The 13415-nt window shown below is 64.5% G+C and carries 15 protein-coding genes; 6 read left to right on the top strand and 9 right to left on the bottom strand.

What is annotated here, in order from left to right:
- Window positions 1-669, bottom strand: coding sequence for a response regulator transcription factor (locus C84B14_RS06710; RefSeq protein WP_353222803.1), 669 nt, complete (start codon window positions 667-669; stop codon window positions 1-3).
- Between the two features lie 17 nt (window positions 670-686).
- On the bottom strand, window positions 687-1046 hold the full coding sequence (locus tag C84B14_RS06705; protein WP_348764993.1) for a PepSY domain-containing protein: 360 nt from the start codon (window positions 1044-1046) through the stop codon (window positions 687-689).
- Between the two features lie 109 nt (window positions 1047-1155).
- Here C84B14_RS06705 and C84B14_RS06700 point away from each other — a divergent pair, with 109 nt between their 5' ends.
- From C84B14_RS06700 to moaCB, 4 genes are all read left to right on the top strand, one after another.
- Entirely contained in the window at window positions 1156-1449 is a 294-nt protein-coding gene (locus tag C84B14_RS06700; RefSeq protein WP_353222801.1) for a PepSY domain-containing protein, read from the top strand.
- 292 nt (window positions 1450-1741) lie between these two features.
- A complete protein-coding gene (locus tag C84B14_RS06695) occupies window positions 1742-2944 on the top strand; it encodes an MFS transporter (protein WP_353222799.1) in 1203 nt (400 codons plus the stop codon).
- Between the two features lie 82 nt (window positions 2945-3026).
- Window positions 3027-3767, top strand: a complete 741-nt coding sequence (locus C84B14_RS06690) for a molybdenum cofactor biosynthesis protein (RefSeq protein WP_353222797.1) — start codon at window positions 3027-3029, stop codon at window positions 3765-3767.
- The gene (gene moaCB / locus C84B14_RS06685) at window positions 3764-4684 is read left to right on the top strand and encodes a bifunctional molybdenum cofactor biosynthesis protein MoaC/MoaB (RefSeq protein ID WP_348764997.1); all 921 of its coding nucleotides are present in this window, start codon (window positions 3764-3766) and stop codon (window positions 4682-4684) included. Before C84B14_RS06690 ends, moaCB begins: the two co-directional genes overlap by 4 nt.
- A gap of 59 nt (window positions 4685-4743) precedes the next feature.
- Here moaCB and modC read toward each other — a convergent pair whose 3' ends face one another.
- The 3 genes from modC to modA are packed head-to-tail and all read right to left on the bottom strand — an operon-like array spanning window position 4744 to window position 7339.
- Window positions 4744-5844 carry a molybdenum ABC transporter ATP-binding protein gene (modC, locus tag C84B14_RS06680; RefSeq protein ID WP_353222795.1) on the bottom strand — a complete coding sequence of 367 codons (1101 nt, stop codon included), beginning with the start codon at window positions 5842-5844 and terminating at the stop codon, window positions 4744-4746.
- Window positions 5844-6533: a molybdate ABC transporter permease subunit gene (gene modB / locus C84B14_RS06675; protein WP_353222793.1), complete on the bottom strand. Its 690-nt coding sequence runs from the start codon at window positions 6531-6533 to the stop codon at window positions 5844-5846. The genes modC and modB overlap by 1 nt, the downstream gene beginning before the upstream one ends.
- Window positions 6534-6541: 8 nt before the next feature.
- Complete coding sequence (gene modA, locus C84B14_RS06670) at window positions 6542-7339, bottom strand: molybdate ABC transporter substrate-binding protein (RefSeq protein ID WP_353222791.1); 798 nt, start codon at window positions 7337-7339, stop codon at window positions 6542-6544.
- Between the two features lie 300 nt (window positions 7340-7639).
- On the opposite strand from modA, the gene C84B14_RS06665 reads away from it, so the two are divergent.
- Both C84B14_RS06665 and codB read left to right on the top strand, forming a co-directional pair.
- The gene (locus tag C84B14_RS06665; protein WP_353222789.1) at window positions 7640-8125 is read left to right on the top strand and encodes a hypothetical protein; all 486 of its coding nucleotides are present in this window, start codon (window positions 7640-7642) and stop codon (window positions 8123-8125) included.
- Between the two features lie 664 nt (window positions 8126-8789).
- Entirely contained in the window at window positions 8790-10049 is a 1260-nt protein-coding gene (codB, locus tag C84B14_RS06660; RefSeq protein WP_353222787.1) for a cytosine permease, read from the top strand.
- 110 nt (window positions 10050-10159) lie between these two features.
- Here the strand turns inward: codB and C84B14_RS06655 are convergent, their stop codons facing one another.
- From C84B14_RS06655 to C84B14_RS06640, 4 genes are read right to left on the bottom strand one after another with little or no spacing between them, the layout of a single operon-like run.
- Window positions 10160-11089, bottom strand: coding sequence for an alpha/beta hydrolase (locus tag C84B14_RS06655; protein ID WP_353222785.1), 930 nt, complete (start codon window positions 11087-11089; stop codon window positions 10160-10162).
- A 4-nt stretch (window positions 11090-11093) separates the two neighbouring features.
- On the bottom strand, window positions 11094-11474 hold the full coding sequence (locus tag C84B14_RS06650) for a hotdog family protein (protein ID WP_353222783.1): 381 nt from the start codon (window positions 11472-11474) through the stop codon (window positions 11094-11096).
- Window positions 11471-11908 (bottom strand): MaoC/PaaZ C-terminal domain-containing protein, encoded by a 438-nt coding sequence (locus C84B14_RS06645; protein ID WP_353222781.1) that lies wholly within the window; start codon window positions 11906-11908, stop codon window positions 11471-11473. The genes C84B14_RS06650 and C84B14_RS06645 overlap by 4 nt, the downstream gene beginning before the upstream one ends.
- Complete coding sequence (locus C84B14_RS06640) at window positions 11895-13412, bottom strand: AMP-binding protein (protein ID WP_353222779.1); 1518 nt, start codon at window positions 13410-13412, stop codon at window positions 11895-11897. The genes C84B14_RS06645 and C84B14_RS06640 overlap by 14 nt, the downstream gene beginning before the upstream one ends.
- Window positions 13413-13415: the final 3 nt, after the last annotated feature.

Here is a 13415-nt window from a genome sequence, read left to right as displayed (position 1 = left end):
TCAGCTACCCGCGCTCGCATCGAAGCGATAACCGAAACCGCGCACGGTCACGATCGCGTCGTTATCGAGCTTCTGGCGCAGCCGCCGGATAAACACTTCGATCGTATTCGAGTCGCGATCGAAATCCTGTGCATAGATATGCTCGATGAGTTCGCTGCGCGAGACCACTTCGTCGGCATGGTGCATCAGATAAGCCAGCACACGGTATTCGTGACCGGTGAGTTTGACCGGCCGCCCTGCGACCGCGACCCGCGCGCTGCGCGTGTCGAGGCTGACTTCGCCCACCTCGAGCACCGGCGAGGCCATGCCACTGGCACGACGGATCAACGCCCGCAGTCGGGCCAGCAGTTCCTCCATTCGAAACGGTTTGGCCAGATAGTCGTCGGCGCCGGCGTCCATGCCGTCGACCTTTTCGTGCCATTCGCCGCGGGCGGTGAGGATGAGTACCGGCACATTCACGCCCTCGACGCGCCAGCCGCGCAGCACGCTCAAGCCGTCGAGGCGCGGCAGGCCCAGATCGAGCACGATCGCGTCGTATGGCTCGGTGGCACCGAGATAGGCTCCGTCCTCGCCATCGACGGCGATATCCACGGCATAGCCCGCCTCGCCGAGCGCCTCTTCGAGCTGTTCGCACAGGGTGGGCTCGTCTTCAACAACCAGCAGTCTCATAGGCACAATTCTTGGAATCAGTCCGGGGTGCCGGGCGGCACGCATTCGAGTGCGTCGAGTCCCTTGCCTTCGGCTTCGAGCAGGCGCAGGTCGGCCGCATCGTATTCAAGTTCGGCCACATCCCCGCCCGGGCCGATGAGCTTGATCTCGTAGGTCCAGCGGCCGTCGTCCTCCTCCAACTCCATTTCAACGAAGCGGCCACGACACTCCCGCTCAACCTTGTCGAACAGGCTGCGCAGCGGCGCGATCTTGCCGGCATCACGCGCACGCCGGGCACCTTCGGCATCGACGTCGTCGGCGTGCAGCGCCGCGCTGCCCCCGATCAACAGGCAACCCAGGCACAACCACGGCAAACAGGAAATTAAGGAGCGCGACATGCAGCTATTGTCCGTGCTGCGACGATGAATTGACGATGAACACGCTATTCACAACGTATTCGGAGGCTGGCGACCACACTCGGCGCCGAACTCAACCCAAGGAGGACGCATGTCCCACTTCAACAGCCGTATCGCCCCCCTCGCCCTGGCCGCCGCACTGACCGCGGGTCCGGCGATTGCATTCGCCCAGAACGATGCCGGCGCGAGCGCCGATTCGAACATGAAATCGCTCGTCGATGTCGTGCAGATGCTGGAGAGCCAGGACTATACCCAGATCGATGAAATCGACCGCGATATGGATCGCTACGATGTCGAGGCCACCGACCCGGCCGGCCAGCGCGTCGAGCTCACCATCGACGGCAAAACCGGCGAAATCCTGCGCAGCGAACGCGACGACGACTGATCGATCGTCCGGTCGGCGTTCGCGCCGACCTGCCGTGCGTCGGCAGCCCAACCCGCCTGTGCTCAGGCGGGTTTTTTTGTCTCCATTCACAGAGCAAGGCCACCGGCTACGGCCCCGAACATGGCACGGCCGGGTAAATCAGACCTCGACGCGCACCACGCGGAAGCCATGCACCCTCGGTGCAGCTATCGAACAGTCCGCGCCGGGAAATACGGGTTCAGTCAGCGCAAAAACACACCTGTGCACAATACAGCGTTAGAATCCGCTGCCTTTTCTCGAACCCACTGCCGCTGTGACGAACGAACATACCGAGCTCACGCCGTCGGCCCCGCTGGCCTGGCTGATGGCCGTGGCCTGCGGCCTGTCGGTCGCCAACATTTATTACGCTCAGCCCCTGCTCGATCTGCTCACCCGCAGCTTCGATATCTCGTCGGCGGGCGCCACCACCATCATCACCGTCACCCAGCTCGGCTATGCCGCCGGCCTGGTGTTCATCGTGCCCGTAGGCGATTTCTTCAATCGCCGTCGGCTGATCGGTGTCGTCTGCCTGGTGACCGCGCTGGCCCTGGCCGCGGCCGCGCTGGCCCCGGCCTTCGGCTATTTCGTGCTGGCCAGCTTCGTGATCGGCCTGGCCGCCACCTCGGCCCAGATCATGGTGCCCATGGCCGCCACCCTGGCCGCGCCGGCCCAGCGCGGCGCGGTGGTCGGACGGGTGATGAGCGGGTTGCTGATCGGCATTCTGCTGGCTCGTGCGTTTTCCGGCATCGTCGCCGATATAGCCGGCTGGCGGGCCGTATTCGGCTGTGCCGCGATCGCCATGCTGGCCCAGACAATCCTGCTCTGGCGGGTACTGCCGAACAACGCGCCGCCAGTGAATACGCTGCGCTACGGCCAGGTGCTGCGCTCGGTAGGCGCGCTGCTGGTCGAGGAACCGGTGCTGCGACGGCGTATCGTCTACGGCGCCTTTGGCTTTGCCGGCTTCACCATCACCTGGACGGTACTGCCCTTCCTGCTCGCTGGCGCGCCCTACAACTACAGTGAAACCACTATCGGCCTATTCAGCCTGTTCGGCGCGGCTGGCGCGCTGGGTGCATCGCTGGCCGGGCGTTTTCACGACAGTGGCTACGAACGCTGGGCAACCGGCGCTTTCCTGTTGCTCGCCTGCGGCTCGTTCGTGTTCATGGGCTTCAACCCGCATAGCCTGACCGCGATCATCGTCGGACTGCTGCTGATGGATCTGGGCGTTCAGGGCGTGCAGATTCTCAACCAGAGCACGATCTATACCCTGCGTCCGGATGCCCGCAGCCGGATTACGACCGCCTATATGGGCTGTTTCTTTCTGTTCGGCGCGCTCGGTTCGCTCGTCTCGGGCATCGCCTACGAACTCGGCGGCTGGCCGGGCGCGCTCGCGGTGGCGGCCGTACTGGAGGCCAGCGCGCTGGCGTTCTGGTGCACGGGCGCAGGCCGCACGACGGCCCGCGCTAACGACGACTGATCGCGACGCCGAGCCGTCGGCGATTGCCCCGGTCGCAACCACCCTCTAGCCTTGCGTATTGCATTTCTGCCGTGACCCGATCATGAGCGATTCGATTACCGTCCATGCCGAATGTTTCGGCCAGCTTGCCGCGCTGATGGGCGCCGACACGGTGGCCCTCCGCCTCGGCACGCCGTTCACGCCCGCCCAGCTTATCGACTGCGCACAGCAGCAGTATCCAAGCGCGCGTGATCTGCTCTCACGCACGGCCTGCGCACGCGGCGATACCCTGCTGGCCAGCGATACCCCGTTGGCCGATGGCGACAGGGTCGCGCTGATCCCGCCGGTGTCCGGCGGGCAGGCGGATTCACTCCGCCATCTGACCGACGACCCCCTGGACCTCGACGCGCTGATGGCGGAAACCGCAGACGATCGTTGCGGGGCGCTGGTGGTCTTCGGCGGCACCGTGCGCCTGAACAACGCCGGCCGCGAGGTGGAGTCCATGGATTATTCGGCCTATGGCCCGCTCGCGGCCCGCACGCTGGCCGATATCGAGGCCGAGACCATGGACAAATTCGAGGCCCACGCCTGCCGGATACAGCACCGTACCGGCCGCCTGGGCCTGGGCGAGGTGAGCGTCTACGTGGTGGTACGCGCCGTGCACCGCGACGCCGCCTTCGAAGCCGCACGCTATGCGCTTGAGGAACTCAAGGCACGCGTGGCGGTATGGAAGAACGAATTCTATGCCGACGGCAGCAGCGCCTATCTCGAAGGCACGGAAGTGCCCCGCCCGGAACGCCCGCGCGACGCAGACAAAGCCCGCGAATCAGGACCACAGTCATGAAAGATGTCGGCATGAAGCCCGAGACCCTGCGCTCGGCGACCGCTACAACGAGTTTCCATGCGCCCGGCCATTGCCTGCAGCGTATCGCCGATCGCGACACCGAAAAAGGCGACCCCCAGGCCAGTGCCCGTATTGCCGGCATTCTCGCCGCTAAACGCACGGATGAACTGCTGCCGCTGTGTCACCCGCTGCCCATCCATGCCGCCGAGGTGCATTTCCATATCGAGGCCGAGCGCGTGGTGATCGAGGCCGAAGTCCATACAATCGGCCCCACCGGTGTCGAAATGGAAGCCCTCACTGCCGCCAGCATGGCCGCGCTTACGCTTTACGACATGCTCAAGCCCTATGCCGAGGCCGAAGAGCTGGCCATTGGCGAAACGCGGCTGCTCGACAAGACCGGTGGCAAGAGCCACTTCACGCGAACGCTCAAAAAACCGTTGTCGGCGACCGTACTGATGGTCTCGGACCCGGTGGCCGACGGCCACAAACCGGATACCGCCGGTCGCCATGTGCTCGAAGGCCTGGAGAAAGCCGGCTTCGCGCCGGTCGACTATCAGCTGCTGCACGACGATGAAACACAGGTCCGCAAAGCGCTCGACGCCGCGATCGCAGCCGACGCCCAGCTGATCGTCACCGTCGGTGGCACCGGCATCGGCCCGAAGGACCGGGTGGTGGAAGCGGTCGAACCGTTGTTGACCACGCCCATGCCGGGGCTGATGGAAGCCGCGCGCGCCTTCGGCCAGCGGCGTACCCCCTATGCGGTGCTCTCGCGCGGCGTATCCGGCTTTGCCGGCAATTCGCTCGTGCTGACCTTCCCGGGCAGCCGCTCAGGCGCACAGGAAACGCTGGCCGCGCTGCTACCCAGTATCGTTCATGTGCTGGAAATCCATCAGCGCTTCGCCGCTCACGCCGGCTGAGATCGACTGACACGGCGCGGCCAGGAACCCGCCACCCCGGCGCCTGCGGTTGCTGCGCATTAGAGTCCGCCCAGCCGCTCCCACGCCTGTTCAGCCAGGGCCAGACTCTTGACCACGGCATGGATGGTCTGGCCGGGGACAAGGACCAGCGACTCGGCCGAGCGCCGGGTGATACGGGCTTCCAGCGGTTGCTCGCCCACCCGCATATGGACATTCACTGCATAGTCGCCGTCGGCGACGAGCTGTTCGATACGGGCTTCGAGCACGTTCAAGGCGCTGATATCCTGCGGGCGCTGGCACGCCAGCATGACGTCGCGTGCCCGTACGTGCAGGGTAATCGCAGACCCCGCCGGATGCGCCACATGCGGCACGAACAAAGATTGCCGACCGCAGGCGATCTCGGTCAGCCCGTCACCGGACCAATGCGCGATGATTTTACCGCGCAACAACACCCCGGCATCCCCGGCCTGCTCAGCGCCCAGCAGCGACGGCTGTGCCAGAAACTCGGCGGTCGGACCGCTGAACGTCACCCGGCCGTCGCGAACGGCCACAACCCGCCGATTGGCCAGGCGCAGCAATTCGTCCAGCTGATGGCTCACGAACACGATCGGCAGCTCGGACTCCGCGCTCAGACGTTCGATATACGGCAGCACTTCCTGGCGCCGTGCAACGTCCAGCGAAGCCAGGGGTTCGTCCAGCAGCAGCATGGCGGGGTTCGATAATAATGCCCGACCGATGGCCACCCGTTGCTGTTCGCCCCCGGACAAGCCGGTAACGCGGCGATTGAGCAGCGGCCCGATATCGAGCATGTCGACCACCTGCCGGAAACGCGCACGACCCGGTTTTTCGCGGGCGAACCAGGCCCCGTAGCCCAGGTTGTGGCGTACGTTCAGATGCGCGAACAGGCGCGCGCGCTGGAACACGTAGCCAATACGACGCCTGTGCGCCGGCACGTGCACCCCGGCCCGGCTATCGAATACGCAGCGCCCGGCCAGTTCCACTCGGCCCCGGTCGGGCCGCACCAGCCCGGCAATGATACGTAACAGAGTGCTCTTGCCCGCGCCCGAGGGCCCGAACAGACCGGTCACGCGGGCATCGCTGTCGAAGGCGCATTCAAGCGAGAAATCGCCCTGGCGATGTGCGATATCGATCGACAGCATCAGGCAATCGCCTGTAATCGTTTCACCCGGCGGGCGATCAGCTCGGAAACCACCAGCGCCGCCAGCGATACCGCTATCGACACGAGAATGAGCTGGGCCGCCCGGCCTTCCCCGCCAGGTACCTGGATGAAGGTATAGATCGCGATCGGCAGGGTGCGGGTTTCGCCCGGGATATTGGAGGCGAAGGTGATGGTCGCGCCGAACTCGCCCAGGGCGCGGGCAAACGCCAGCACCAGCCCCGCGATCACCCCCGGCAGGGCCAGCGGCAAGGTCACGGTCAGCGCCACCCACAGCGGCGATGCGCCCAGCGTGGCCGCCGCGGACTCCACGCGCGTATCGATGGCTTCCAGCGACAGGCGGATCGGGCGAACGAGCAGCGGAAACCCCATGATCGCGCCGGCCAGCGCCGCGCCGGTCCAGCGAAAGGCGAACACCAGCCCGAAGGTATCGGCCAGCCAGCCGCCCACGAGGCTGTTGCGGCCCAGACCGATCAGCAACAGATAGCCGGTAACCACAGGCGGCAGGATCAGGGGCAGATGCACGAGCGCATCGACCACCATCTTGCCGCGCCAGCGCGAGCGGGCCAGAAACCAGGCCACCCACAACGCCAGCGGCAGGCTGAACAGCACGGCCGCCGTGGCCACCCACAAACTCAGCGACAGGACCTCGAGCATGGCGGGATCGAACATGATGCGCTTCAGTCGTGGGCGACGACTGCGAATCCCCAGCGCTTGAACACGGCGCGTGCCGCATCACTGCGCATGTAAGCCAACAGCTGCTCGGCGGCCGGGTTATCGACACCGGCCCGCAGGGCCGCCGGATAGACGATCGGGTCGTGGCTGTCGGCAGCGAATTTTGCCACCACCCGGACTTTCTTCTCGGCAACCGCGTCGCTGGCGTACACCACGCCCAGCGGCGCCTCGCCGCGCGCGACCAGGGCAAGCGCGGCGCGTACGTCCTCGGCCTGGGCGATACGGCCCTGCAAGCCGGGCCACAGACCCAGCCGTTGCAACGACTGACGACCATAGATACCGGCCGGCACTGCATCGGTATTGGCCATGGCCAGATAGCCGTCGTCGCCGAGCACAGACCGTAGCTCGCCGGGCCGATCGAGCGCGATGCGGTTATCGCTGTTCGCGGGCGCCACCAGCACCAGCGTATTGCGCAGCAGGTCGAAGCGCGACGAGGCACGAATCATGTCACGTGTCTCGAGCCGATCCATCCAGTTCTGATTGGCGGATACAAAAACATCCGCTGGCGCGCCCTGCTCGATCTGGCGAGCGAGCGTCGAGCTGCCGGCATAGCTGACCCGTACGCGGGTGGGGTTGTGACGTTCGTAGTTGCCCACCACTTCGTCCATCGCATTCTTGAGGCTGGCGGCAGCGAAGACCATCACCGAGTCGCTGTCCGCCAGGGCGGCAGGCGCCACCGCACCGAGTGCCATTGCCAACACCCACCCGATCGCAAGTTTTTGCAGACACCGTATCGCTCTCATCGCTATTCCTTCTGGCCGCTCCCTGCGCGATATTGTCGATGACGGACCATCATTACCGCCTATTTCAAAAACCATTAGCTGTGGCAACAGGTGTTTGCGCGCTAAAACCAGCGTGACGACACGTATCGCTCGGGCTGCGGGTAATTGCGGATATCGCGCCCCGAGCTCGGCACCATAGTATTTTCCCAGACGCGTTTTTACGGTCGCTGCCGTTCAGGCGCCATTCGAAAAACGTCATTAGGCTGCAGTTTCCGGCTACCCATTTTCCAGTCCGGAAAAGAACACCACAGGAGTTGCATTATGCATCCCATTTCCAAGTTTACCCCGTCCGTCCTGACCGCATTGGTCGTTGCCGGCGCCGTAACGTTCACGCCGGCGGCGTTCGCTGCCGAATCGGCTGGCAGCGCCTCCGGCAACACCAGCAGCACCATGTCCAGCGAGAGCGGCATGAGCAGCGACAGCGACATGGCCGGCGGTAGCGGGATGTCCAGCGACGGTACCGTCAAGAGCCAGAGCCACGCCCGCGACGACAGCTATGGCAGCACGGACGGCCAGCGGGACAGCCAGGACTACGATGCCGAGCGCTCCAACGAAGGCGCGATGTCGAACGACAACGGCATGCAGGGCCAAGGCTCGATGTCCAACGACGGTTCGATGAGCCAGGACACCATGTCCGGCGGCAACAGCATGGGCGACGGCAACAGCGCCGACGGCGACACCGGCATGGGTCAGCGCGATCCGTCCAGTCCGGAAGAGCTCAACCAGCAGCGCGATTCGGATATGTAATCCCCTGGGTGCGACCGTATCTGGCCGCTACCAGCGAGGGCAGCTTTCGAGCTGCCCTTTTTTTATCCAGACCAGATCGGCTGCTCCGCGCGGCCACCGCGTCCGAGCCGCTCACGACATCGGCCCGCATGGATGCCGAGGCCCCTACGTACCGCGTAGATCGCGCCAACGTGGTCTTCAAGCGCGTACCGCTTATGTTCGGGACCACTGACGCCGTCGCTCGCCCATAGCAGGCCGCGACTGCCGCGTCTCACCATTACTCGGCCGCGCACATCGCGCACGCTCGAGCATACCTGGCGGAGCCGCTACTGCACTGAAATCCGCGGACAGGGCCGCGCGGCTTGCCCGCCTGGCCGACTACGATATTCCTGCCAAAAAGCGGCTTTCCCGATATCGTCGGCCAGACGCGGCGTATCGGCACGTACGCGGATCGCTTCAACCCTTGCTTTCCACCCGACACGCGCCGCGTTATCAAGAGCGCGCTGACCCATGCATAGCGCGCTACGCGACTGCTGCGCGCCTCTTTTTCTGCTGGCACGGGCTTTGCTGTGCTTCGGCTTCGCTTCCAACTGAAGGATAATGCCGCGCCGGGTTGCGCCGTTTGGGTGCAGCCGCCTGTCGCCGATCGCGCGCCTTTTGTCCTCGCTCCACCGTATATCGACCGATGCCGCAATCCGAACACGATTTCCAGGACTTTGAATTCTCTGCCGTTCCCGAAAACGCGCGTCGCGGTTTCTGGACCATGCTCGCCGTCATGCTCGGCTTTACCTTCTTCTCGGCCAGCATGTGGGCCGGCGGCACGCTCGGCCAGGGCCTGACGCTGCTGGAGTTCGCCGCGATCGTGATGGCGGGCAATCTCGTGCTCGGGCTGTATGCCGTGGCGCTGGCCTTCATCGCCAGCCGTACCGGCCTGTCCACGCATCTGCTCAGCCGCTATGCCTTCGGCGTGCGCGGCTCGTGGCTGCCGTCGTTTCTGCTCGGCGGCACGCAGGTGGGCTGGTTCGGCGTGGGCGTGGTGATGTTCGCCCTGCCCATCCAGGCCGCAACCGGATTCAATATCTATGCCTTGATCGCCATTGGCGGCGTACTCATGACCGCCACCGCCTGGGTCGGTTTCAAGGCCCTGACGATCCTGAGCTTCATCGCGGTACCGGCGATCTTCGTACTCGGCAACATGTCGGTGGCGATGGCCGTGGGCGAAGCCGGTGGCCTCGACGCGCTGGCTTCCATCATCCCGGACGAGCCGATCACCCTGGCCGTGGCGCTCACTGCCTGTATCGGATCGTTCATCAGCGGCGCGACCCTGACGCCGGACTTCGTGCGCTTTGCTCGCAATCCAACAGTGGGCGTGAGCACGACGCTGATCGCCTTCTTTCTGGGCAATTCGCTGATGTTCACTTTTGGTGCAGTGGGTGCGCTGGTCTACAGCGAAGCCGACATCTCCCAGGTCATGTTCGCCCAGGGGCTGATCCTGCCCGCGATTCTGGTCCTCGGGCTCAATATCTGGACGACCAACGACAACGCGCTGTATGCCGCCTCGCTCGGCTTTGCCAATATCACCCGTCTGCCCAAGCACTGGATCGTGATTTTCAACGGCTTGATCGGCACGCTCGCCGCCCTGTGGCTGTACAACAACTTCGTTGGCTGGCTGTCGTTTCTCAGCTCGGCCCTGCCGCCGATCGGCGCGATCCTGATCGCCGATTTCTTCATCGTGGCACGCCGCCACTATCCAACGCTCGAGCAGGCCGCGCTCAGACAGGTGAACTGGATAGCCGTCGGCGCCTGGGCGGTCGGCTTTGCAGCCGCCAACCTGTTGCCCGGTATTCCCCCCGTCAATGCGGTCATCAGCGCGTTGGTAGCCTATGTCGCGGCCAGCTACGGCTTCGCCCAGGTCGCGTCGCGACGCGCCGTGACAGCGAAATAGGCCGTGGCTGCCCTGGCCGTCGTTTCCATACGCGGTGCTCGTCGCGTCCAACCGGACACGAACGAACACCGTATGCGACGGCCAAGGCCGATGACCCGTTGGCCTGGGCCTTAGCGCGCGAGGAAATCGCCTATTTCTCTATAGGTCTGGGCGCAGGCCTCGGGTACCAATGCTTCGAGGTTCAGATAGGCATGGATCATGTCGGCGAAGTGCCGATGCCGACAGGTCACGCCGCCGGCAGCCAGACGCTGCGCATAAGCGAACGCCTCGTCGCGCAGCGGGCAGTAGCCGGCGCTGATCACCAGCGTCGGCGCCAGCGTTGGCGTGACCGGCATGTACAACGGCGACACGGCAAGACGGTCTTCCTGACCCTGAAAATAGCAATCGAAATACCAGCCGATACGCGCCTGTTCTAGTAGATAACCGCGACCGTTGTCGTACACGGACCGGTGGTTCAGCGTGTAATCGAGGCTGGGATAGATCAATACCTGCGCATCGACTGCCAGCGAGGCATCGGTCTGGGCGCGGGCGCTGATCGTTGCGGCCAGCGCCGCGCCGCCGGAATCGCCCACCAATACGAGACGTGGTTCAAACAGCCGCTGCGCCGATTCCAGCAGCGCCCGGACATGCCGGACCACGTGCAGGCAATCCTCGAGGCCCTGCGGATAGGGATGTTCGGGCGCGAGCCGATAATCGACCGACACGACCAGCCCGCCGCTGGCTTCGGCAAGACGTCGACAGATCGGGTCGTAAACGGCAACGCTTCCGGCCATATGGCCGCCGCCATGAAAAAACAACAAGACAGGCTTCGCGCGCTGCGGCGCGGGATCGTACAACCGCACGTCGACCGACTGGCCTTCGGCTTCGACTACACGGTCGGCCACCCATGAAACGCCAGGCCCGGGGCTTACGAACTGCGCCGTCATGGCGGCCAGGTTGCTGCGCACTGCCGCTGGGTCGGCCGCGATTTCCGGGTCGTCCGATTCCGCCGTCCGCTGATTGACTTGCTCCAGCCAGGCGCCAAGGCGTGCATCTAGCATCGGATCAACACGCAAAAAGAACCAGCGCGCGACCGGAACAAATCGTACGGCCCTCGCTACCCGTACACGTGGTATCAAGATCGACCAGGGCCTCGTCGCGGCGCAGGCGGCTTACGCAGACCTCGACGGTGAGTTCCTCGCCAACACACGCCGCGTGCTCGAATTGCATCTCCTGTTTGAGGTAGTTCGTGCCGTGCCCCGGCAACTGCTCGCCCAGCAGATACGAAAACAGCGCAGCGATCAGCGGTTCGGGCACCTGTTCGGGAGCCTTCGTGACCGACATCATGTCGCACCAGCGGGCCATGTCGGCGTCGCTGAAAGATCGGGTCGTGGTCGCACGGTCGCCAACGGCCAGCGCATCGAAGCGTGGAATCTGTTCGCTCATGAGCCATTCCCGGTTGCTGTCCGAACGCGACACATACCGTCCAGGCATAGCTGGCCGTCCAGCTTCACCACCCGTGTCGCCAGTGCCAGAACACCGTCGCACGCATCGCCCTGGCCGACGAGTTCGATACGCAGCGGCTCTTCGGCATAGGCCGGCGTCGGAAATTTGAGTGTTTGTGCCTGCAACCCTCGGTCCGCGAATACACAGCCCACGAATTCGCGCACCGCGGCGAACAAAAGCATGCCGTGCGATACGGTCGCACCGAAACGGGTGCGTGCAGCATAGGCCGGGTCGACATGGATCGGATTGTGGTCACCGCTCAACGCGGCAAACCGATCGAAATCCGCCTGCGTGAGAATGAGCTCGCGCTCGATGGGCCGGCCGGCATGGAAGTTTTCGAGCGCGTGATCGCGCCCGGCGTCATGAATTTTCACGCAGCACCTGCTTGGTGACCTTGCCGAGCGCGTTTCGCGGCAGCGCATCGACCTGGATGAATTTGGCGGGCACCTTGTAACCGGCCAGTCGCTCACGGCAGAACGCGCGCAGCGTATCGACTTCCGGCGGCGGTGCGTCCGGCCGTAGCCCATAGAACGCGGTACCGACTTCACCCCAGTGCTCGTCCGGGGCGGCGACCACGGCCACTTCTGCAATCGCCGCATGCTGGCCGAGCACGTACTCCACTTCTGCGGGATAGACGTTTTCACCACCCGAGATATACATATCCTTCAGGCGATCGACGATGTAGTAATCGCCCTGCGCATCGCAGCGGGCGATGTCGCCGCTGTGCAACCAGCCCTGTTCGTCTATGGCCTGGGCGGTGGCATCGGGCTGGCCCCAGTAACCGGGCGTGATATTCGGCCCGCGGATCCATAATTCGCCGGCCTCGCCGCAGTCGACGTCATCCCCCACCAGGTCGACGATGCGCACCTCGGTGAGCAGCTGCGGACGGCCGATAGAGCCGATCTTTTCGAGCACCTTATCTTCGTCGAGCAGGAAAACCGTCGGGCCGGTCTCGGTCATGCCCATGCCGGTACGCACATGAATGCCGGCATCGACATACTGCTGTGCAACCGTCAGCGACAGCGGCGCACCGCCGCAGCCCCAGGAGCGAACCCGCTGCAACCGCTCACCGCTGAAGCCCGGCTGGGCAAGCAGGGCCTGATAGACCGCAGGCACACCGAAGAAAACCGTGGCTCTGTGCTCGAGCACCTGCAACGCCTGATCCGCATCGAAACCGCGCGGCACCAGCACGCAGCCGCCGGCCAGAAATACCGCCGATGAATAGAGATTGATGCCGGCGGTATGAAACAGGGGCAGCACGTTGAGCAATACGTCGCTGCTGGTGAGCTCCACCGCGAGGCCGATGTTGAAATAGTTGGCCATCATCATGCGAAAGGTCTGGATCACGCCCTTGGGCTTGCCGGTGGTGCCCGAGGTATAGAGCAGATACCACGGCGTATCGGGATCCTTGTCAGGATGCGCGCTCAGAGCCGGCTCGGTATCGGCCAGGTCGTGCCCATAGTCGCGCTGCCCCTGTGCGGGCGCGTCCAGCGCGATCAGGGTCAAACCCCGCTGTTTTTTCGCGAGCGTCGCCGCAGCTTCGGCAAACTCGGCGCCGAAGATCAATGCGCGCGGCGTGCAATCGGCCATCAACACGGTGAGTTCCGGTACCGCCAGGCGCCAGTTCAATGGCACGAGGATCAGACCGGCCTTGGCACAGCCGAACAACATGGCGAAGAACTCTGCGCGGCTGTGACCCAGCCAGGCGATCCGATCGCCCTCTTCAAGTCCCCAGTGCTGTCGGGCTGCGGCCGCCAGACGAGCCGCCCGCTCGTTCAAGCCGGCGTAGTCATAGCATTCGCCGCTGTCCAGATCCTCCAATGCAGGTCGGTCCGGCGTTACCCGCGCCCGATGACCCAGCAGGTCGAACATCTGCATTTC

This window comes from Salinisphaera sp. C84B14 (assembly GCF_040361435.1).
GTDB lineage: Bacteria > Pseudomonadota > Gammaproteobacteria > Nevskiales > Salinisphaeraceae > Salinisphaera.
This window is presented reverse-complemented; position numbering and strand designations above follow the sequence as displayed.

Coding starts and splice junctions, on each gene's coding strand:
- C84B14_RS06710 (WP_353222803.1), bottom strand. CDS start 669: ATGAGACTGCTGGTTGTTGAAGACGAGCCCACCCTGTGCGAACAGCTC.
- C84B14_RS06705 (WP_348764993.1), bottom strand. CDS start 1,046: ATGTCGCGCTCCTTAATTTCCTGTTTGCCGTGGTTGTGCCTGGGTTGC.
- C84B14_RS06700 (WP_353222801.1), top strand. CDS start 1,156: ATGTCCCACTTCAACAGCCGTATCGCCCCCCTCGCCCTGGCCGCCGCA.
- C84B14_RS06690 (WP_353222797.1), top strand. CDS start 3,027: ATGAGCGATTCGATTACCGTCCATGCCGAATGTTTCGGCCAGCTTGCC.
- moaCB (WP_348764997.1), top strand. CDS start 3,764: ATGAAAGATGTCGGCATGAAGCCCGAGACCCTGCGCTCGGCGACCGCT.
- modC (WP_353222795.1), bottom strand. CDS start 5,844: ATGCTGTCGATCGATATCGCACATCGCCAGGGCGATTTCTCGCTTGAA.
- modB (WP_353222793.1), bottom strand. CDS start 6,533: ATGTTCGATCCCGCCATGCTCGAGGTCCTGTCGCTGAGTTTGTGGGTG.
- modA (WP_353222791.1), bottom strand. CDS start 7,339: ATGAGAGCGATACGGTGTCTGCAAAAACTTGCGATCGGGTGGGTGTTG.
- C84B14_RS06665 (WP_353222789.1), top strand. CDS start 7,640: ATGCATCCCATTTCCAAGTTTACCCCGTCCGTCCTGACCGCATTGGTC.
- codB (WP_353222787.1), top strand. CDS start 8,790: ATGCCGCAATCCGAACACGATTTCCAGGACTTTGAATTCTCTGCCGTT.
- C84B14_RS06655 (WP_353222785.1), bottom strand. CDS start 11,089: ATGCTAGATGCACGCCTTGGCGCCTGGCTGGAGCAAGTCAATCAGCGG.
- C84B14_RS06650 (WP_353222783.1), bottom strand. CDS start 11,474: ATGAGCGAACAGATTCCACGCTTCGATGCGCTGGCCGTTGGCGACCGT.
- C84B14_RS06640 (WP_353222779.1), bottom strand. CDS start 13,412: ATGCAGATGTTCGACCTGCTGGGTCATCGGGCGCGGGTAACGCCGGAC.